Consider the following 21575-nt stretch of genomic DNA (forward strand, 5'->3'; position numbering starts at 1 on the left):
TAATTTAGGTTGTTTAAGGGAGTTACACATTATGACGAATAGAACACTTCAAGTGCTCATTGCTCTCACGTTTGTTTCCGCTGCGTCTTTTGCGGCAAAAGAACGTGTAATCCGTTTTCAGAATCATGTCCGCATCGGATACGATGATAATATTTATCAGACGAAAAATGCGACTGATTCTGGGTTTATCACGGATATTATTAATCTCTCTGCTAAGTTTAATTTTTCGTCCCGAACTGATGCGTTGGTTTACTGGGAACCGGAGTTCCAGTATCGTTTCGATGCTGATCCGGAATTTGTGAGCTATCAGAATTTGTATGCTCAGCTGAATCATGCTCTTTCGCAGCGCACGTTCCTGACGCTTTCTGACCGATTCCGTTATCAGCAGAAAGACGGGCAGTCAGATTATGCCTCACAGGATAACCAGAATTATTTCGAAAATGATTTATTGGGTTCTGTTGATTATACCCTGAATGAAGTAAGTTTCATTAAGCTTGGTTTGGGATACGAATTTCGAATCTGGGATGACAGTGACTATGGTGAGTGGCAAGGTAGTGCCGGCGGTGGTAATAACTATGATCTGTTCAAGGCGGATGGTTCGTATTTTCGTCAGCTGAACCCTGAAAAAACCCAGATTATGGGTGGTGTTAATTATGGAAGCCTCACTTATGACGGAGATCGCGGGGGTTATGATTCGGTTACCTTCCTTGTGGGTGCGGATCAGAACTTCACTCCTACCGTTTCCGGTTTCGGACGTGTTGGTTATACGCTGACTTCTGTTGATAATGCGGGTGGAGGAAGTGAAGATACCTCTTCTCCATATCTTTCGACGGGCTTGGAGGTTAATCCTTCTGCCCGTACCAGTGTCACTACCTCTCTCGGATACTCGCTATATCGTTCGCAAAACAGTATCTACAATGCGCAAGATCGCTTCAATGTAACGCTTGGTGCGCGTCATGATATTACAGCAAAAATCGCCCTTTCGAGTTCGTTGAGTTATATCTACAGCTACTATGATGGTTCCTATGCGTTGGCTGGTTCCGGTAGTAATGCGAAGGATAACTTTGTTTCTTTGGGTTTGCGTTGCTCCTATCAGGTTAACCGTAATAACTTCGTTGAATTGGGGTATTTGTTCCGTACTCGCAATGTTTCCGGGAACACAGCCCTCAATGATTGGGACGGTAATCGTCTTGATGCAGCCTGGAGACTGCGCCTGTAGTAACTGGGTCTTATTTTAAGATTTGATTTGAATGACAAGGTGGTGAGGTTTACCTTCACCATCTTGATTTTTTGAATGGAGAGCATTTTATGAGCAATGAGACGGCGCAGCAGTCGAGTACCCTTCACTTTCTCGACTATTGGCGTGTAATTCGGTCAAGGAAAGAGATCGTTCTGGCAGTCGCCATTCTCGTTGTGTTGACGGGTACAGTTTATACATTGATGCTCCCCAGCATTTATGCTTCATCGGTTCGAATATCCGTGTCTGAGGATGCTCCTGAAATTAATCCTTTCGCCGTTCAGCAATCTTATTATTCCTCATACAACCCCTATTTTCTTCGTACCCAGTTCGAAATTCTTACTTCGAAACCCATTTTGTACGAGGTGATAAACCGGCTTAACCTTCAGGAAGAATGGGGGAGTAGCGGCGAAAAACTGACTCGGGATGTTGCTCATAAGATTCTGGCTAACAGTATTGATGTTTTTCAGCAACGCGATACTACGCTTATCGTTATTAACGTGAGACGTGATGACCCGGAAGAGGCTGCTGATATCGCCAATGAATTGGCTGAAGTTTACCGCGACTCCCGCCTGGATCTCGCAATCAAAAGTGCCCGCGGCGCCATCGATAAAATTGATGAGGCTTTGAAAGAACAGGCACGAAGAGTTGAGGCCGTCGAAGAAGAGGTGCAGCAAATTCGTGAAAATTTGGATATTGCTGTGGTCGGAGCCGAGGGCAGTATCGATGTCGAAGATATTCGAATGCAGCAGTTAGAGGGAGACCGTCTTGTTGCTCAGGAGCAAATGCTGGAGAAAAAAGGTCTATTGGAAATCCTGGATAACCTTAAGGATGATGATCTGATGAAACGCGCCTCCCGCATTACATTTGATCAGTTTGTGATGACCACAATACAGCAGTTGCAGGATATTGATGTGCAACTGAGTTCCCTTGATGCGGATTATGGAACAAATCATCCGGAAGTTAAACGGTACCGTTTACAGAAAAAGCGGCTTGAAGAGTCGCTGAAAAATCATCTCAGTAACCTTCGCCTGAGTCTGGAAACAGAATATCTGATTGCTCAGAATAAATTCGAAAGCCTTGATAAGGCATTGGCATCGGTCAGAACGGAAACCATTGAGTCTCAGGGAGCAAAGTACCGCCCGTTTCGTAATGCGCTGGCAGATCTTGAAACAGAGCGTTTTATTTATAATCAGTTGAAATCCAAACACCGACAGGAAATTATCACGCTAGAAGTACCCCGAAATCCAGTAGAAATTATTGATGTCGCAGAGCCGAATCGGCGTCAAGTGAGCCCGAATCTTTTCATGAATGTTCTGTTGAGCATTTTTGTGGGGCTGGGTGCCGGTGTTGGTCTGGCGTACTTCATTGAGTATCTTGATACCTCCATCAAAACAGCGGATGATGTGGAACGTATTCTCGGGCTTCCGGTTCTTGGTTTGATTCCTCAGAAAGTTCGCCCCTTGATTGAAGAGGGTCCTGACAGTGAGCATGCGGAATCCTACCGTGTCCTTCGAACAAATCTGGCATTTACTGAAGGTGGATCTAATCGAGGTGCTTTTTCGGTGCTGTCAAGCGGCGCAGGCGAGGGTAAATCGACGACATGTTTCAATTTGGCATTTGTCTGTGCACAGCAGGGGGAAAAAGTTTTGCTGGTTGATGCCGACTTGCGGCGGCCGGTTCAGCATACTATTCTGGGTGTATCCAATCGTTTCGGTCTGACAAATGTTCTGTTGCGTGACGTCCCCGTGGAAGAAGCCATCAAGGCGACCAGTGTTCCGAATCTGCACTTTCTTCCGAGCGGCCGTTTGCCGCGAACTTCGCTGGGTGTATTGGACCCGAAACGCATTGGTGAACTGATTTCCAGCCTGAAGTCCAAGTACGATGTGGTATTGATTGATACACCCCCTTTGGTGGGGATCAGTGATTCTTCGATCATTGCCAAGGAAACCGACGGGGCGATTATCGTGGTGCAGTACCGTAAATACCCGCGTGATATGCTGATAAAAGCAAAAGCTATGATTGAAACGTTGGGTGTTAATGTCGTTGGAGCAGTGCTGAATAACATTAATGTGATGCGAGATGATTATTATTATTACTATCACTCGTATTATTCGGACTACTATCATAGTTCTCAAAGTGAAGAACTGGATGAGAGTGGTGCGTAAAAATTAAGGCATAATAGTTCTGGGGATTGTAGCCATGCGTAATTTTATTTTTTTAATCGTAGTTTTGTGTTCCACCCTGCTTACAGGCTGTGTAATTCAACCTGTTAACCCGTTGGGTGACGATTCTGATTTCAGCATCATAGAGCGGGAGACCGGTGATATTGCAAAACCGGGGGCACTGATTCTGAAAGCATTAGACCCGCTTTACATTCGGTTTAGCGGTATTTTGGAACAACAGCAGCTTGAAGCAACCATAGATGAGAACGGCGAGATCAGCCTGTTGCATCTGGATCCGATCATGGCTGCTGGTTTAACTCCGTCACAGTTGGCATCTAAAATCGAGCGATCCTATATTGAGGGTGGAATTTATAAAACGGTATCGGTAAATGTCACAATGACCGCGAAAGTTTTTTATGTTCAGGGTGAAGTGAATCAGCCAGGGCAGTTTCCGCTTTCGAGTGGAACAACGCTTCTGCAGGCGATAGCGGGTGCCCGCGGTTATACACCATTTGCCTGGGAAAGCCGGGTAACGATCACGCGACATGGTAAAGTTTATCGGTTCAATATGAAAGATTTGGAAGAGAACCCGTCTCTGGATGTTAAGATTGATGCCGGAGATGTCATTAAAGTGCCGCAGAAACCTTGGTAGCCTAAAAGGGGAGGACGGACATGAATGAGCCGGCCCCAGTGCGTCGTTTCGGTTTATTCGGAGGATCATTTGATCCAGTCCACAGTGGTCATTTGATTATCGCACAGGATGCGGCGGAAAAGCTGGAACTCGATCAGGTTGTTTTCATTCCAGCCGCTATTCCACCACATAAGCAGCATCTTCAGCAGGCATCGGCCGAACACCGGTTGAATATGCTGAAGCTAGCGCTTAAAAGCGACCGTCGCTTTTTTGTTTCCGATGTAGAGATAAGCCGTGGCGGTGTTTCGTATTTCGTGGATACGGTAAGCAGTATGAAGCGAGATATGCCGGCCGCAGAACTTTTTCTGATTGTCGGCAGTGATACGCTCGTGGATCTGCACAATTGGTATCGCATAGATGAGATCATGAAATACTGTGAAATCACCTCATTTTTGCGGCCGGGTGAAGATGACATAAAGAGTATTAAGCAAAAGGTCGCTCTCACAGATCCCTTGAGACAGAGGGTGCTTGCCAATACATTTGAATCCCATATGGTAGGCATTTCCTCGTCTGAAATCAGAATGCGTATAGCCGAAGGACTGGGGATTCGTTATCTGGTATCTGCCGAAGTGGAACAGTACATTTTTGAGCACGGTCTTTATCAGGGTTGAAAGGAACAATGGAAAAAACAGATTTACAAATCATAGAAGAGGTGGTCGCTTTTTTGGATGACCGGAAAGCGGAGAATATCGTGACGCTTGATCTTCGCGAACATGCAAATATTGCCGATTATTTCGTCATTGCAACGGGGGCGAATAAACCGCATCTCAAGGCATTGTATGACGGCCTGCAGAAATTATTCAAAGGTGCGGGATTTAAAGGTTTCCATAAAGAAGGTGTTCCGGACAGCGGCTGGATGATTATGGATTATCACGGCATCATGGTACACATTTTTGAGCAGGAATTGCGGGAATTCTACGATCTGGAAAAACTGTGGAAGGACGCACCCCGTGTGGCAGTGGGAGGGGAGCAATAATGGCGTTCAGAATTTATAATACAATGAGCCGGAAAAAAGAGGAACTGGTTCCGATTGATGGCCGGCACATCCGCATGTATACCTGCGGACCCACGGTTTATAACTATGCACACATTGGAAATTTCCGGGCCTACATGTTTGAAGACCTGTTGCGTCGTTATATCAAATTCTGCGGATTTGAAGTTACACAGGTTCAGAATCTCACGGATGTAGATGACAAAACCATCCGATCCTCGATTGAGCAGGGGCTTCCGCTGAAAGAATATACGAAAACTTATATTGATGCTTTTTTTGAGGATCTCAGAACGCTGAATATCGAACCGGCTGAGCATTATCCGGCGGCAACGGATTATGTTTCCGAAATGATTTCGATTATCGAGACGCTGTTTGAGAAAGGGTATGCCTATCAGTCTGACGACGGTTCCGTCTACTACAGCATTGATAAATTTAAAGAGTATGGAAAGCTGGCGCATCTCGATCGCGAGGGAATGCAGTCTGGTGCTCGAGTTTCTCAGGATGAGTACGATAAAGATAACGCCGCCGACTTTGCGTTATGGAAAGCGTACGTTCCCGAAGACGGTGATGTGGTTTGGGATTCGCCTTGGGGCAAAGGCCGGCCCGGCTGGCATATCGAATGTTCTGCCATGAGCATGAAGCTTCTGGGCGAGAGTTTTGATATTCATACCGGAGGCGTAGATAATATTTTTCCTCATCACGAAGATGAGATTGCCCAGTCAGAGGCGGCAACCGGAAAAACCTATTCTAAATACTGGATGCACTGCGGATATTTGGTGGTAGACGGACGCAAAATGTCTAAATCGCTGGGGAACTTTCACACGTTGCGTGAAATTCTGGATATGGGTTATACCGGTCGCGAAGTACGCTATGAACTGCTTTCTTCGCACTATCGGCAATCGCTCAACTTTGCCTTTAAATCGCTGGGTGCCAATCGGGCGGCTCTTAAGCGCCTGGATGAATTTTATGCGAATATCAAAGAGGCCATTGGTACTGAGGCCGATGCCGGAGAACTGCCGGAATGGGCGCAGAATACGCGTGCAGATTTTGCGGCAGCGATGGACGATGACATGAATATTTCAGGGGCAATGGCTGCTGTCTTCGATGCGGTGCATGCCGGGAACAAGGCGATGGCGGAGAAGCCGATAAGCGGAGCAGAAGCTCTGGCGGTTTCCAACCTCTGGAAAGAACTTGATGCCGTACTCGGTCTGCTGATTCCTCAGGAGGAAGAGGTTCCGGCTGAGGTAAACGAGTTGCTGGAAGCCCGGACCAAAGCTCGGGCAGATAAGGACTGGGGGGAATCCGATCGTATTCGGGATCGTCTGGCTGAACTGGGCTGGACAGTGAAGGATACCCCCGAAGGACCCAAACTCCGGAAACTCTGAAATGCCGGGTAAATTCATCACGTTCGAAGGTCCCGAGGGAAGCGGTAAATCGACGCAGATCCAATTGCTGGTTGAAAAGCTGGAACAACAGGGGATTCGTGCAACCTGCAGTCGTGAGCCTGGCGGAACGGCTACCGGTGAACAGATCCGTAATCTGCTGCAGCACGATGCTGCCGGCGAGCCGCTGGCGGATCGGGCTGAGCTCTTGCTGTTCACTGCCAGTCGGGCACAATTGATGGACCGGGTCATTCTTCCGATTCTGGATACAGGGGACTGGGTGGTTTGCGATCGTTTCATTGATTCGACCATGGCCTATCAGGGATATGCCCGAGGCATGGATATCGCGACTCTGGATGCGATCAATGCATTTGCGATTTATGATAAGAAACCGGATTTGACCATTCTGTTGGATCTCGACATTGAAGTCGGTTTCCAACGGTTGGAAAAACGCTATGCCGGATCGGGGGAATCACACGACCGCTTTGAGCTTGAGGCGCGCGATTTCCATCGCCGCGTGCGTGATGGATATCAACGATTGGCAGAACGGGAGGATGAAAGGTTCTGCGTGATTGATGCCAATTTACCGATTTCCGAGGTGGCTTCCGAGGTGTGGAATGCGGTCAAAGGAGCTCTGCTGTGATGGATGGGACAGATCTGCATGCAGAAGCCTGGCAGGGGATTAAAAACGGTTATGAGTCCGGTCGTCTTGCGCATGCATATGTCATTGTGGGATCGCCAAGGGGTAATGCCCTGCAATTTGCGGAATCATTTTTGAAACTGCTCTATTGTGAGCGCGCTGAAAAACCCTGTAATGAATGTGCCGGTTGTCGGCAGGTTGAGGCGCACAGCCATGTGGATACGCTGTGGATTGAACCGTTGAGCAAGTCGCGGCAGATTTTGGCTGAGGATGTGCGCGGGCTAATCCGTCGCATGACGCAGACGTCCTTTGAGGGGGGCTGGAAAAGTGGCGTAATTCTTTCTGCTGACTGCATGAACGAGAGTTCTGAAAATGCACTGCTGAAAACGCTCGAAGAACCTCCGGCAAATACATTGCTGTTGCTGATTACGGATTCAGCGGAATCGCTGTTGCCGACCATTATCTCACGTTGTCAGAAAATTGTACTTTCCGAGGGCGGTTCTTCGGCGATGGATGAGATCTGGCGCGAACCGTTGATGAGCATTCTGCATGCGATGCCCCCGTCGAACGGTTTGGATGCGGCGCGGATGGCGAGTCTGCTCAAAGCGTTGCTGGACCGGGTGAAAGATGGCATTTCCGATGCGGTGATGGAGGAGCTTGATCAGGATGATGAAGCCCTCGATGAATCCAAGCTGAAGATCATTCTTGAGGCGCGGACCAATGCACGTTTGAAAGAGGTGCAGGCCGATGTGTTTCGTGTGATGCTGGACTGGCAGCGTGATGTCTTGATGCTGGTTTCCGGCGTGGTTTCTGATGAGTTGATTCATGTTCAGGACATGGAGAAACTGGAGGAACAGGCGAAGATCCATACACAGGGCTCCGCTCTTAAAGCGGTTCGCGAGGTTGAAGCGATGTCGAGACGGGTGGAACGAAATATTCCTGATATGCAGATTTTCGATGAAGCCTTCCGTAAGCTTGCCCGCAGATAGCGGGGTGCTTATTTGCTGATGGCGTGGACCAGTGCGCGCAAAGCAAGCGTATACCCAAAACCCTGAAATCCCATAATCTGACCGATACATGCCGGAGCGGTCAGGCTCTTATGTCGGATTTCCTCACGGGTGTGGGTATTGCTCAAATGAATTTCTACTGACGGAACGATATCGCCTACGGCTTTCAGGGCATCGCACAGCCCCAGGCTGGTGTGAGTGAGTGCGGCGGGGTTGATGATGATGCCGTCGAATATGCCGCGGGATTCACCGATCCAGGTGATCAGTTCCGCTTCAGCGTTGGATTGGCGAAAGTCCAGTTCCACCTCAGGAAAGACGGCTTTCATTTCTGTTTCAATATCGGCAAGGGTTTCATAGCCGTAGATATCCGGTTCGCGTGTGCCGAGCAGGTTCAGGTTGGGGCCGTTTAAGACAAGAATTTTCATCGGTAAATCTCCGTAAAATGAGAAAATAGATCAGAGTTCATCGGGAAACAAGGATGTTTGTATTTCTCCGGGTTCCAGACAGGCGGGGTCGTCGTAGGCTACTTTATTCACCCGGCGTGAAACCGGGCGCATGGTTAAGGATTCTGGTTTTTCGGGAAGCTTTAGATTCACGATGGTGCTTTTTGGTTTTCCCTCCTTTGGAACCAGTAGCCAGTCGTTCCAAAGTTGCGGGGGAAGGATGACGGGCATGCGGTCGTGAATACCCTGCATATTGCGGTCGGCTGCACGGGTGATGATGACACATCGGCCATCTTTCCAGAGACCGGCAAAAGCGAAAAGTTTCTTTTCCAGTGTTTGGAAATAGTAAGGCTGTCGGCCTTTCCATTCATAAAATCCATCTGCCGGAATGAGGCAGCGGTGGGTGAAAATCAGGTGCTTGAACATCGGGCGTTCGGTGAGGGTTTCCGATCGGGCATTGATGATTGGTGCGCCGGAGCGCGGGTTTGCGAATCCCCAGATCGATTCTTCGGCGCTGGAAGGATTCTGCTGGCGGATGACGGCAATCCGTTGAGTTGGTGCAACGTTGTAACGACGCTGAAAAAGAGGTGGAAGTTCGATTCCGTTAAGTTGTTCAATGATCTCTTTGCGTATTTTAGTCTGTGTAAATCGTCCGCACATGAAGGTAATACTTAATGGGTATTGCCTAACTTTGCAATCTCGTTACGATGGGGTTCCAAGCATTGGAGGATAGAATGAAACTGGTTCGGTTTGGTGAAAAAGGGGAAGAGTGTCCCGGTGTGTGGATGGGCGACGGACGGATTCTTGATGTGCGGGCGTTGGCCTTCCACATTGAAGATTATAATGAACACTTTTTCACGCATCACGGGATTCGGCAGCTCGAGCAGCTTTTGAAAGATCCTGGCGCAAGTTTTGTTGAAGCGTCCACAGTGCGGCTGGGGGTTCCGGTTGCCCGGCCATCGAAAATCATCTGCGTCGGGGCGAATTATGCCGATCATGCCCGGGAATTCGGCCATAAGATACCTGAGGAGCCGATTCTATTCTCCAAAGTCACGTCAGCGCTGAATGGACCGAATGATCCAATTCGGATTCCGGATGGCGCGCGGGTGATGGATGGGGAGGCTGAGTTGGCTGTGGTCATCGGTAAAACGGCATTCGGGATTCGTGAGGCTGATGCGCTGGATTATGTGGCCGGTTATACGCTGATGAATGATGTGACGGAGCGTGTTGTACAGAAAAAAAACGGGCAGTGGATGCGGGGAAAAGGATTTGATTCGTTTGCGCCGCTGGGGCCTTTTCTGATTACACCGGATGAACTTCCGGATCCTGGAAATATGACAGTCTGGCAGACGTGCAACGGGCGAGAGCTGCAGCGAGCAAATACCGTCGACATGATGTTTGATGTGCCCTTTCTGATTGAATTTATTTCGCGGGGCATGACGCTGAATCCCGGCGATATTATCGCTACCGGAACGCCTTCCGGAATCGGTTCAGCCCGGGATCCGCAGGTGTTGTTGAAAAGCGGGGATGTGGTGGAAATCGGGGTTGACGGAATCGGGGTGCAGCGGAACGAAGTCGTTTCAGCATAAGCGGCAGATAGCAACAGAGCAGTGTACTGAAAAGGGATCGCAACAGCGATCCCTTTGGCATTTCCAACCGTTGGAAATTTTAGAACTGATAGCGGAGAGAGCCCAGCAGCGTGTAATCGCTGTAGTCCTTCCCGAACCGCGTATCAAGATCGGCACGAAGTTCGAGAAACTCACCGATTTTAGCCGATGATCCGATGCCCAGTTTAAAGATATCTTTCTCCGGTGCTTGAAGCAGCATGCTGTAGTTATTTGCTCCGCCAGCCAGTTTGAAGTCGAGGCTTTCATCGTCGGCAAGCCATTCATGCAGCCAGTGCAGCCGGACTTCCGGCTTGAATATGATATTGCCCATACCCATATAGAAAGAGGCGCTGCCGCCGATTGCACTTTGGAGATAGAAGGCGCTGTAGCTGTCTACATTCCGGCCGACGGCACTGGGTGCATCCTCTTTATAGGCCTCCTGGGAATAGATGTTGCCCAGCAATGAAGCCTGTGGAGTAAGGATCAGGTAATTTCCGATCATTTCTTTGCCGCCACCGATCGAGAAGGCAATGTTCTGTGCGTTGTAGTCGGCGGTGGTGCCGATAGCGTGGTCGAGCTGGGCATCTACATCACTGTTGGCATAAATGAGGCTGAAGTCACCAAACCAGGAATCGGTGCCGATGGAGGAGTAGAGGGCGGCATAGATCGATTTGGTATCGGCCGATGCGCCGTTGTCTTTGTCGATGTCGGCGCTTCCTTTACCGCCAGCCAGTCCAACGAGTACATTCGGGGCAACCGATAAGTCGGCACCGATCATGAATCCACTGAGGCTGGAGTTGTATCCGGCAAATCCATCAGAAGCGCTTTTGTCGGCCCAGGAACCGAAACCTGAAATCCATCCCTGAAGTTCCTGTTCCGGTTGGTGTGGCCCGGCGACTCCTTCGGAACGGTTCATTGCAGAGGAAGCCTGTCCGGAGCGTGCCCGGGTGGTATCGGCGCGCATGAAGAGCTGGTTGTTCACCGATTGAATGCCCTGATTGATCACATTATGTGCCGGAACAGCGCTTTGCTTTTCGTCGTATAGATCGCCGTAAACTTTCTGGATCTCCGCTTCGGTAGAATAGTTTGCCCTGATGGTAGCGATCATGGCTGCAGCATTGGTGTCTCCATTATCGGCCATAGCGTCAATTTCAGAGGAAATATCGAGTAACTGACCGGTCAGGTTCCCACCGCCGCCGATGGATTCCTGCATGAAATCGGAGAGGATAATGTAGGCGTAGTCCGTTTCGTTGGAGATGTTCACGGTGAAGCCGAGCAGATCGTTGGTGGCAATATGTCCGATAATCGAACTTCCGGTGGTTTTATGATCATCAAGATAAAGACCACCCGCTTTAACAATCGTGACTGTGTTGGATTCGCCGATGCCGTAGTCGAATACCCGGATGATGTCATGATTATCCGAGTTGTAGCTACTGGTAAAACGGGCATCATTTTCGACAACCAGATTAATATTTCCGGAGGAGGCCTGGTTGCTGCTGACGCCAATGCTGAGGGTTGAATATTCATCCTGAATATAATTTCCGTCAATCACGACGCTAGAATCGGGATCAATCGTGATTTCGGATCCGCGATAAACAAACAGGTCGTTGCCGACGTTGACTTGTCCTCCGTCGAGTACGTTCAGGTAGTTTCGCTGCCAGTCCTCAATTTCCGCTCCGAGAATCAGGTTGTTTCCAACCGTAAGAACCGATCCGCTTCCGCCAACATTCACGATATTATCGGAGGAGTCGAAGCCGATATGGAGATCGGTGAGAGTTGTTGCTTTTGCTCCGTTGGTAAGGGAGAGGGTGTTGTTATCGGTTTCATAACCGACATACAGCGTGTTGGTTCCGGTATCCCAGTCCGATCCGGTGCCGTCGAGGAGGAAATGCAGTCCGCCCTCCACCATATTGGTTCCATAGAGCGAGCCCATCATATGCAGTGTCGACCCCGACTCGAATACAATATTGGTGGCCAGATTGGTCTGGGCATCGAAATCCCAGCCGAGTGTTTTTAGAATGCCGCCGTCCGCTACGGTAAGGTAATCATTGGTTGAGCCGATTAGGATATGATCCTGCGCAGTTTCCAGTGTTCCGCCATTTTTCAGCAGAATGCTGTTTCCGCCGCTGTTGGTTGAGCCGATTTGAACCATTCCGGAAATCGCGATTGAAGCGTTTTCTCCTGAAACCGTCACCGTATTGTTAGATGTTCCGGCATATGCCCCGATGAGAAGCTGTGAGGCGGATGCGGTTGCTCCGTCAACGACATCAAGGGTGTTAAGAGAGTTGGATGCCCCGATCTGAAGCGATCCGCTGACCAGAAGTGCGGCATTTGTGGTTTCCAGATGGATAAAGTTTTTGATTTCGTGCTGGTTGGTGCTGGCTCCAAGCAGCAGGTCGCCGCCAATGTCCGCAGTGCCGCCATATACCGCAAAACGGTTGGAACCCTCTTCTGATTTCCCAACCACCAGGTCACCGGTGACGTTGAACTGTGTATTGGAATCGCGCTGCAGATAAATATAGTTATCGCCGGATGCTTCGCCGATGACAGCATCTCCGGTTACATCGACGCTGCCGCCATCATAAATATTCAGAATGCTGCCGCTGCCCTCTTTGCCGACAACCAGACCGTTCTTGAGATTAAGTGTGGAGTTTGTTCCCACCGAAGCCATATTGCCGGAGGTGTTCGGCGTCGAATTCTGGGAGACTGAGCCGGTTGAGCCGGATGCGCTTTCGGCGTTGCCAATGATCAGTTTACCGTCGATTGTGGCGGTTGAATCAGAAAGGGTGAAACGGTTGTTCGCACTCTTTTCTCCCACATAAACACTTCCCTGAAAATCAGCAGCTGCACCGTCTTCCAATTCAAGGGTGTTGCTGCCGCCGCTGCCGCCGACGTACGTATTACCCCCAACGGAAAGCATGCTGTTGGTTCCGCTGATGCGAACACGGTTCCCGGACGATACGGAGGCCCCAAGGGCGAGATCTGCGGCAATATCCGCTTTAGCACCATCGAGAACATTGAATTCATTATTTTTGCCGTTAATGCCTACCAAAATCCGGTCCAGCGCCGTGAAGGTGGAATTGCTGCCTTCAATAGACAGGGCATTGTTCTGTGCTGAGCTGTCGGTTCCGATGCTGATATCGTTGGTGGAAACCGCAATGGCCCCGTTACGGACGATCAGTGAATTATCGCTGGAAGAAGTTCCGATATCCATATAATCCGCATGCCACTGGGCGGTGTGATTGGTGGAAAGGGCGTTGTCGATCAGGATATTGATGCCGTTATTGATCGAATTGTCTTTTGCGGTAAGTGTGCCGCCGACGCCCAGTGTGGAGCCGGATTCAAAATTGACATTTTCAGAAGAGGAGAGTGCCGTGGAATTGACATCGCCCTGAACCAGAAGTGAGCCTCCGCGGTTGATATTCAATTCATTCAGGTTTTCGGTGGCACCGGTGATATTGTTGATTTTGAGGTTCAGGGTGTCCGCAATGATTAGCGCACTTTCATCCTCAATGGTTACCGTGTTTCCGGAATTGTTGGCTGTGCCGATGGTCAGGTCCTCCAGCACCGTAATTTTACCGCCGTTACGGGCGACAACCGCACCGGTTTCTCCCGCCCCGGCACCGACGATCAGATTATCGGTTTCCACGCTGGAGCCGTAACCGACTTTCAGCTCGCCGGTTCCGGTTGAGTCACCCACCACAATGCCGCCGGAAGGCAGGTTGTTGGTGTCGGCCGCTCCGATGACCAGCAGCCCGCCGTTGTTTACCGTCAGACTGCTGTTGGTTGCGCCTACCTGCTGTCCGATATCCACCAGCGAACCGACGTTCGCCCGTCCGCCTGCTGTAATTTCAAGAGCATTGTTCGGTTGATCCTGGCCGAGGATGATCCGGGTATACGTTTCTTCAGTCGAAAGGACTGCATTCGTTCCGTTGGGATCGTTGAGTTTATAAAGCTGTGCCTGAGCGGATACGACCGCAAAAATCAGGGGTAGAAAGACCGTGGTTCGGGTAAATTTCATCAGTATAAGACTCCGTGTTAATCGCGGGGTTTTTCCGCCCCAGAAAATATTTGCGCAATCTACAGGCGGGAGGTCTAAAACACAAACATGTTTGCCGAATTTTGCGGCTTCCGGCCCGACTGGAAGAAGAGGTCTTTTTTCGATAGTTGGATTTTAGGCTTTGAGCCGGTTGCGGAAAGCGGATAGATTCTTTTCCCGTATTTTTTGAACGATCCAGCACTCGAAATATGGGACAAATTTAATGGCAAAATATCTCTTTATTACCGGTGGCGTAGTGTCATCGCTCGGCAAGGGCATCACGGCCGCCTCGGTAGGGCGTCTTTTGATTAACCGCGGTCTTAAAATCCGCATGCTCAAGATGGACCCTTACCTTAATGTCGATCCGGGCACGATGAGCCCGTATCAACACGGCGAGGTTTATGTGACCGATGACGGCGCGGAAGCCGATCTCGATCTCGGGCATTATGAACGCTACACCGGCGCGCCGACTTCGCAGAAAAGCAACATTACCGCCGGCAGTATTTACTGGGATGTGCTGCACAAAGAACGACGCGGCGATTATCTCGGCGGTACGATTCAGATGATTCCGCATATTTCCAATGAAATCAAAGCGCGCATTAAAGTGCTGGAAGAAGGGGATCCGGATATTATTCTTTGCGAACTCGGCGGAACGGTGGGCGATATTGAAGGCCTGATTTTCCTCGAGGCGCTCCGTCAATTGGCATTGGAAGTCGGTCGCGATAATTCCATGTTTATTCACCTTACCTATGTGCCATACATTGCCGCAGCCAAAGAGGTGAAAACCAAGCCGACTCAGCAGAGCGTGGCCAAACTGCGCGAAATCGGGATTATGCCCGATGTACTGGTCTGTCGGACTGAAGTTGATATGGAACGCGAGCACCTCGAAAAACTGTCGCTGTTCTGTAATGTGCCGAAAGACTGCGTGATAGTGGAGAAAGACGTTGAGACCTCAATTTATGAAATTCCGCTGGTGCTGTCCCGCGCCGGACTCGATGAAATCATTCTCAACCGTTTCCGGATTGCAAAACCATCGCGGCCGCTCACAAAGTGGGAACGCCTGATCGATACCATTCGTCATCCCAAGGGCATTGTTCGCATCGGGGTGGTCGGAAAATATTCTGAGCTGCAGGATGCGTATAAATCGATCTATGAGGCTCTTTACCACGGTGGCTATGCGGCGGGATATAAAGTTGATGCCGTGAAAGTGGCGGCGGAAGATATTGAAGATGATCCGTCCGTTTTGGACACCGTTGATGGAGTGTTGATTCCGGGCGGTTTCGGTTCGCGTGGAATGGAAGGAAAAATCCTTGCGGCGCAGTATGCTCGGGAAAATAATATCCCGTTCCTCGGCATCTGTCTCGGCCTGCAGTGTGCGGTCATTGAATTTGCCCGGAATGTTTGCGGGCTGACCGGTGCGCATACCACCGAGTTTGATGAGGAGCGCGGGGTGAAAACGGAGCATCCGGTCGTCTGTCTGATGGAAGAGCAGACCGAGATTGAGGAGAAGGGGGGCACTATGCGTCTTGGAGCCTGCCCGTGTGATCTGAAAGAGGGATCTAAATCATTTGCGGCCTATGGTAAAAAACGGGTTTCAGAACGCCACCGTCACCGTTACGAAGTCAATAACAGCTATCGTGAACAGCTCGAAGAAAACGGTCTGATTCTTTCCGGGATCAATCCGGATATCGGTGTTGTGGAAATGGTCGAGCTGGCCGATCATCCATGGTACGTTGCCACGCAGGCGCACCCCGAACTGAAATCCCAGCCGGTGGATCCGCATCCGCTGTTCAAGGATTTTGTCGCTGCTTCGGTGGCACGGATGAAGGCGCACTAGTTTCCAAACACTGGAAAAAAGCCCCGGCTGAAATCAGACGGGGTTTTTTTTGTGTCCGGCGGCTGCGGTCAGAATGCGAATATGGCTTTGGCCGAGAGATTGTGTGAGTTGAAGTCTTCGCCGATCAATTCATCGAAGTCGAGGCGCAGCAGGACATTTTTTCGGGATCGTTTTTTTGTATTGAAAAAAGTGAGGCCGACACCGAGGCGAATCGTGTCTTCATCGAGGTAGGGATAGACTATGGTGTAATCATTCGCACCGCCGACCAGCTGATAGTTGAGATCGCCGGGTTCCGGGTTGAATTCCCGAAGCCAGTGGGCTCGGCCTTCGATTTTGAACGCGAAGGTTTCCAGAGCCGTGGAGTTAAGCATGGCGGCATTGAGGCCCAGCGAGCCGACCATGGAATCGGAATCGAATGAATCAAAGGTGCGCGGCGCGGCGGTCGTGCCGGTTTCGGTGTAGCCATTCTGTTTGTAGGTCGTATAACGGATGGAGGCTTCGGGGGTAATTACAGTTCCGATCGCTGCAAATTCGAATCCAATGCCGCCGCCGAGATGGGCACTGATTAGATGGGTATCGAATTCGCCTTCGAGTGTAAGCGGATCGGCGGTGGCGGAGTCCACATCGTTGTAACCATAGGCCAGGCCGGCATCGATGAAGGAATGTCCAAACCCAATGGTGGAGTATAGCGTCCCCTGGAAGGCATTCATGGTTTGTTCGGCACCGTTTTCAGCATCAATTTTATAATTACCCATTCCTCCGGAAAGACCGATCAGCAAGCGGCCGAGGCTTTTATCCATGCCGATCACGCCACCATGCATGGTGGCATCATATTCCGGGTTCAGGCCTTCTTCGCTGCGGGAATAAAAATTACCGTAATATTTCATCCAGAACCGCCAATCGTTCCGGGGCTCTGCCGTCGGGCCCCGTGGACCTTCAGCCGATTTAGGAAGAGCGAGTTGATCGCGGAATTCAGTGCCGCGAGAGAGGGAGAGGCCCAATGCGGAATCAAGTCCCTGTTTGGCCACCTGGAAGGTGTTCATGGTGCTGAAGTAGGTTTCCTGCACCAATTCGGCAGATTGCTCGGCACCGAGATTGTTAATGATGACGTTCATCTCGGTCGGGGCCAGATCTTCCAGTTCATTGGCCAGCAAGGCGAAATCGCCTGTGGCATTCCAGTAGTCGGAAAGTTTGAGGGTGTCAAAAATGATGCTCAGTCCGGAGCCCGACGGATCAAATGCGGCGGTGGTCCGGCTTTCCGTATTCGTATTTGCGGAAACAACGATTTCGGCATTCATCAGGTTGGTGTCGAAGCCGGAAAGAGCTCCGCTGATTATACTGATATTGGTGATCCCCGACGAAAGACCGGCGAGGCTGGCGTCTACCGTCAGGCTTGAATTGGTTTCGAAGGTGATGCCGGCGGCCTGCAGGCTTCCGGCCTGGTTGGTGATCACGGAAAGGTTCAGGATCGAGCCCGTGGCAAAAAGGGCATTTCCTGAGGCGACGATGGAGCCGGTTCCGGCATCGATGGTTCCTCCATCAGCCACCGAGAGCTCTGAAAAGTTGACCGTGCTTGCGGCCGAGTTCAGGCTCAGAGTGCCACTCAGAGTGAAATCCTGATTAAATATCATGTTTCCGTTTTCGATTTCCAGTGTCTGGAAGGCCGTGTTGTCGATGTTATCCACTTCAACAGTTCCACCTTCCATATAGACCTCGGAATAAACGGAAATATTACTGACGCTGACAAATTGTGTGCCGTTGGATGAGTTAATGAAAGAGAGTCCGTTGAAATTTCCGCCGGAGAGATACAGGTTGTTGGTTCCGGATCCGGTTGTGACTCCGAGCAGGCCTTCGCCGGAATAGGTGCCGCCGTAGGTGGTCAGATCGCTGTTTTTAATGACCACAGAATGGAGTTCGCCGGCAGCATTGAAGGTGCCGCCATGATTGGTAACGGATGATCCGTCGCGGGCATAGAGAGCATATCCGCCGGCATCGTCCGTTCCGTTAACCGACCCGGCGGCTCCGGCATTGAAGGTTCCGCTGTGAATGACGACTGTGGAATTCGAGGCCTGAATGCCGTGGCCGCCCGAGGCAAACGCGGAATAATTTCCGTACGCACCTGCTGCTCCACCGGCTCCGCCGGAAACCGTCACATTGCTCAGTACAGCGGATGAGGAGTACAGCGAAAGGCCGGTTCCGCCAATCGCAAACGTATTGGTTCCGGTATCGCTGGCGTTTCCCGCCGTACCGCCGGTCAGTGTACTGCCGGAGATGTCGGCAAACGTTGCGTTTTCCAGAATCAGCCCGGTCGAGCCTGAGGCGTTAGCCGCCGTGGATGCTCCCGGAAGCGGAGGGGCTCCGCCTGTGCTGATACTGTCGCTTTCTGCGGACTGGCCGGTGAAAACAGCATCCTGAATATCGGCATTCTTTACATCGGAAAGCCGGCCGCCGACGGCTTCGGTCCATGCGTTGGATGCCACATTAAGAACGCCGGCACCAAATGTTCCCCCGGTAATCAGCAGATTAGTTCCGCCGAAAATGGAGAGGGAGGCTGTATTGGGTGACGCTAAAGAGGCGCCGGTTGCGGTAATGCTGAACGTATTGAAGCTGTTGCTCACGGTTACATATCCAGATACTTCATGATTCAGGGCCAGAGATGTTGTGAGGGGATTGAAAATATCCAGATCGGTGCTGCCGTCGTTAAATGTGGTAAGGGCGGTCCGGTCAATGTTGGAGCCATAAACCTCGTTGTTGGATGCCTCGTTGTTCTGGGCGACGGCAGCCAGGCATAAAAAAAAGGCACATGCCGCAAGCGACACTGCCTTTTTCTGATGGCCAGCCAACGGGTTCCGGTTTGAATACGATTTCATAGGGGAACAGCTCCGTTGTACGGTTTGTTCTGTGGAATATGTTTACTTTTGTTTCTTCTTCGGCACGAGTACCGCGTTGATGAAGCGGCCCTGCATACGCGGTGCCTGATCAACCGTTGTGATATCGACGGTGTCCTGAATGACCCGTTGCATCACTTGCAATCCCAGTTCGCGGTGGGCGTTTTCGCGTCCGCGGAACATCAGAGAGATTTTGACACGGTCGCCGTGTTCAATAAATTTACGCAGGTTACGCATTTTGGTCTCGTAGTCGTGATCTCCCACATTAACGCGGAATTTTACTTCTTTGAGTTTGGTTTGAACCTGATGCTTCTTCTGCTCTTTTTTCTTTTTTTCCTGATCATATTTGAACTTGCCGTAGTCCATGATTTTGCACACGGGCGGTTTGGCGTTCGGTGTGATTTCGACCAGATCGATACCGTACTGTTTTGCACGATTCAGGGCATCGCTGGTTTTCATGACGCCCATAGGTTCGCCGTTCGGATCGATTACACGAATTTCCGGCACCCGAATACGATGATTCATGCGTACCTGCGGCTCGCGCTGCTGCCGTCCTCTGAAGTTTTGCCTGCTAATCTGAGACCTCCTAGTCTGCGGTTGTTTTTTCCAGCTCTTCTTTTTTGAGCTGGGCGATGAAATCGTCCAGAGCACATTCGCCTTGCATGCCTTTGAGGCGGTGGCGCACGGCAACCTGTCCGTTTTCCATTTCCTGCTTCCCGATAATAAGCATATACGGAACTTTGTCCAGCTGAGCGTTCTTTACTTTTCCGTTTAGTTTGCCCTGCTTTTTATCCACGGTTACGCGGATGTCGGCATTCCGGAGTTTGGAAAGAATTTCGTCGGCATAATCGAGCTGCTCATCGGAAAGGGGCAGCACGCGCACCTGTTCCGGTGCCAGCCAGACGGGGAAGCCGCCGGCATAGTGCTCGGTCAGAATTCCGAAGAATCGTTCAATGGATCCGAACAGTGCCCGGTGCACCATATACGGGCGATGGGCTTCGCCATCGTCGCCGATGTATTTAAGGTCGAAACGCTCCGGAAGATTGAAATCGAACTGGATGGTCGAGGTCTGCCATTCGCGGCCGATGGCATCCTTGACCTTGAGGTCGATTTTCGGTCCGTAAAAAGCACCACCGCCTTCGTCGATTTCGTAGGGCAGTCCTTCGGCTTTAATTGCGGATTCCAGCGATTTGGTGGCCTGATCCCAGCGAGCTTCTTCGCCGACCGCCTTTTCGGGGCGGGTGGAGAGATAGGCTTTCACTTCGGTAAAGCCGAAGGTTTTCCAGATAAAGTTGCAGAAGCGGATGACTTCTTTCACTTCGTCTTCGATCTGCTCGACCGTACAGAAGATGTGTGCGTCGTCCTGGGTGAAACCGCGGACGCGGAAGAGGCCATGCAGGGTGCCGGCTTTTTCATAGCGGTAAACGGTGCCGAGTTCCGCCCAGCGCAGCGGCAGTTCGCGGTAGGAGCGCAGACCCTGCTTATAGATTTCCACGTGGAACGGACAGTTCATCGGTTTGGCAAAATATTCCTGTCCGTCGACATCCATGGCGGCAAACATGCCTTCGCGATAGAAATCGAGGTGACCGGAGGTTTCCCATAAATTGGCCTTGCCGACGTGTGGAGTGAAGATGATGTCGTAACCGTTTTTGTAATGCTCTTTGCGCCAGAAATCTTCGATAATGGTGCGGACACGGCCGCCTTTGGGATGCCAGTTAACCAGACCCGGTCCGACGTTTTCAGAAATTGAAAACAGGTCCAGTTCCTTGGCGAGCTTGCGGTGGTCGCGTTTCTGGGCTTCTTCAATTTGTTTGAGATAGAGCCGCAACTGCTTCGGGTTGGTGAATGCTGTGCCGTAAAGCCGCTGCAGCATCGGGTTGGTTTCCTTGCCGCGGTAGTAGGAACCGGCAATATTCATAATTTTGAAGGCGCGCAGTTTTCCGGTGCTTTCCACATGGGGACCGGCGCACAGATCCATGAACTCACCGCAGGTGTAGAATGTGATATCATCGCCTTCCGGAATGTCCGCAAGCCGTTCCAGTTTATATTTCTGGTCTTTCAGGATTTCTTTTGCTTCATCGCGCGAAACCGATTTGCAGATAAATTCATGATCTTCATCGATGATTTTCTGCATTTCGGCTTCGATACGCTCGAAGTCTTCCGGAGTGATCCGCTCTGCGAGGTCAAAATCGTAATAAAAGCCGTCGTCGGTCGACGGGCCGATGTCCAGCTGAACATTATCATACAGACGGCATACTGCCGCAGCCATAACGTGCGCCGTGGAGTGGCGCAGGCGATCCAAATCATTCATGTCGTTTCTCATCCTCAAAGTGGAGTCTCGCTCCAGTTATCGGTTAATGGTTATTCGTTATTGGAAAAGGTGCAGCACTGCCGGCTAACCAATAAGGATTAACTCCAAGCGGCCTCGGAGAGACCTTTCATAAAAGGCGGTAAATATAAGGGCTCGGGGCAGGGGTGTCAATTGGCGCGGGACTCGAATTCCGTCGGCTTTTTTCGGGGTTTTCCGAGGGGAAAAAGGGGGTGGTTATTTGTCTGTAAAATAAAGTATGGATAAAGGCATCAAAGGGTTGTGGGCGGACGGACCTTGAGTAATAATCATTTTTTCGGAATTTGGAGCGAAATAAGGG

Annotated in this window: 16 protein-coding genes; 10 read left to right on the forward strand and 6 right to left on the reverse strand. The window is 50.7% G+C overall.

The window, feature by feature from the left end; genetic code table 11:
• Positions 1-31 precede the first annotated feature (31 nt).
• The 8 genes from P9H32_RS14125 (at position 32) to P9H32_RS14160 (ending at position 8095) form a co-directional block, all read left to right on the forward strand.
• Positions 32-1219, forward strand: a complete 1188-nt coding sequence (locus P9H32_RS14125; protein ID WP_322609554.1) for an outer membrane beta-barrel protein — start codon at positions 32-34, stop codon at positions 1217-1219.
• 89 nt (positions 1220-1308) lie between these two features.
• Positions 1309-3405, forward strand: a complete 2097-nt coding sequence (locus P9H32_RS14130; protein WP_322609555.1) for a GumC family protein — start codon at positions 1309-1311, stop codon at positions 3403-3405.
• Positions 3406-3439: 34 nt separating this feature from the next.
• A complete protein-coding gene (locus P9H32_RS14135; protein WP_322609556.1) occupies positions 3440-4054 on the forward strand; it encodes a polysaccharide biosynthesis/export family protein in 615 nt (204 codons plus the stop codon).
• A gap of 20 nt (positions 4055-4074) precedes the next feature.
• Entirely contained in the window at positions 4075-4704 is a 630-nt protein-coding gene (gene nadD / locus P9H32_RS14140; RefSeq protein WP_322609557.1) for a nicotinate-nucleotide adenylyltransferase, read from the forward strand.
• Positions 4705-4712: 8 nt separating this feature from the next.
• Complete coding sequence (rsfS, locus tag P9H32_RS14145) at positions 4713-5069, forward strand: ribosome silencing factor (protein ID WP_322609558.1); 357 nt, start codon at positions 4713-4715, stop codon at positions 5067-5069.
• Entirely contained in the window at positions 5069-6469 is a 1401-nt protein-coding gene (gene cysS, locus P9H32_RS14150) for a cysteine--tRNA ligase (protein ID WP_322609559.1), read from the forward strand. Before rsfS ends, cysS begins: the two co-directional genes overlap by 1 nt.
• Position 6470: 1 nt before the next feature.
• Positions 6471-7109 carry a dTMP kinase gene (gene tmk / locus P9H32_RS14155; RefSeq protein ID WP_322609560.1) on the forward strand — a complete coding sequence of 213 codons (639 nt, stop codon included), beginning with the start codon at positions 6471-6473 and terminating at the stop codon, positions 7107-7109.
• Positions 7109-8095 (forward strand): hypothetical protein, encoded by a 987-nt coding sequence (locus P9H32_RS14160; RefSeq protein ID WP_322609561.1) that lies wholly within the window; start codon positions 7109-7111, stop codon positions 8093-8095. The genes tmk and P9H32_RS14160 overlap by 1 nt, the downstream gene beginning before the upstream one ends.
• Before the next feature lie 8 nt (positions 8096-8103).
• Here the strand turns inward: P9H32_RS14160 and P9H32_RS14165 are convergent, their stop codons facing one another.
• Positions 8104-8538, reverse strand: a complete 435-nt coding sequence (locus tag P9H32_RS14165; protein ID WP_322609562.1) for a type II 3-dehydroquinate dehydratase — start codon at positions 8536-8538, stop codon at positions 8104-8106.
• Positions 8539-8568: 30 nt separating this feature from the next.
• On the reverse strand, positions 8569-9216 hold the full coding sequence (locus tag P9H32_RS14170; RefSeq protein WP_322609563.1) for an SOS response-associated peptidase: 648 nt from the start codon (positions 9214-9216) through the stop codon (positions 8569-8571).
• Between the two features lie 74 nt (positions 9217-9290).
• Between P9H32_RS14170 and P9H32_RS14175 the strand changes: the two genes are divergently transcribed.
• Entirely contained in the window at positions 9291-10145 is an 855-nt protein-coding gene (locus P9H32_RS14175; RefSeq protein WP_322609564.1) for a fumarylacetoacetate hydrolase family protein, read from the forward strand.
• A gap of 79 nt (positions 10146-10224) precedes the next feature.
• Here P9H32_RS14175 and P9H32_RS14180 read toward each other — a convergent pair whose 3' ends face one another.
• A complete protein-coding gene (locus P9H32_RS14180; RefSeq protein WP_322609565.1) occupies positions 10225-14184 on the reverse strand; it encodes an autotransporter domain-containing protein in 3960 nt (1319 codons plus the stop codon).
• Positions 14185-14425: 241 nt separating this feature from the next.
• Here P9H32_RS14180 and pyrG point away from each other — a divergent pair, with 241 nt between their 5' ends.
• Positions 14426-16039 (forward strand): CTP synthase, encoded by a 1614-nt coding sequence (pyrG, locus tag P9H32_RS14185; protein ID WP_322609566.1) that lies wholly within the window; start codon positions 14426-14428, stop codon positions 16037-16039.
• Positions 16040-16107: 68 nt separating this feature from the next.
• Here pyrG and P9H32_RS14190 read toward each other — a convergent pair whose 3' ends face one another.
• From P9H32_RS14190 to thrS, 3 genes are all read right to left on the reverse strand, one after another.
• Positions 16108-18909, reverse strand: a complete 2802-nt coding sequence (locus P9H32_RS14190) for an autotransporter family protein (protein ID WP_322609567.1) — start codon at positions 18907-18909, stop codon at positions 16108-16110.
• A 42-nt stretch (positions 18910-18951) separates the two neighbouring features.
• Positions 18952-19452, reverse strand: coding sequence for a translation initiation factor IF-3 (gene infC / locus P9H32_RS14195; RefSeq protein ID WP_322609568.1), 501 nt, complete (start codon positions 19450-19452; stop codon positions 18952-18954).
• 61 nt (positions 19453-19513) lie between these two features.
• Complete coding sequence (thrS, locus tag P9H32_RS14200; protein WP_322609569.1) at positions 19514-21238, reverse strand: threonine--tRNA ligase; 1725 nt, start codon at positions 21236-21238, stop codon at positions 19514-19516.
• Positions 21239-21575 lie beyond the last annotated feature (337 nt).

Origin of the sequence: Pontiella agarivorans (genome assembly GCF_034531395.1) — a bacterium.
In the GTDB taxonomy this organism is placed as follows: Bacteria; Verrucomicrobiota; Kiritimatiellia; order Kiritimatiellales; family Pontiellaceae; genus Pontiella; species Pontiella agarivorans.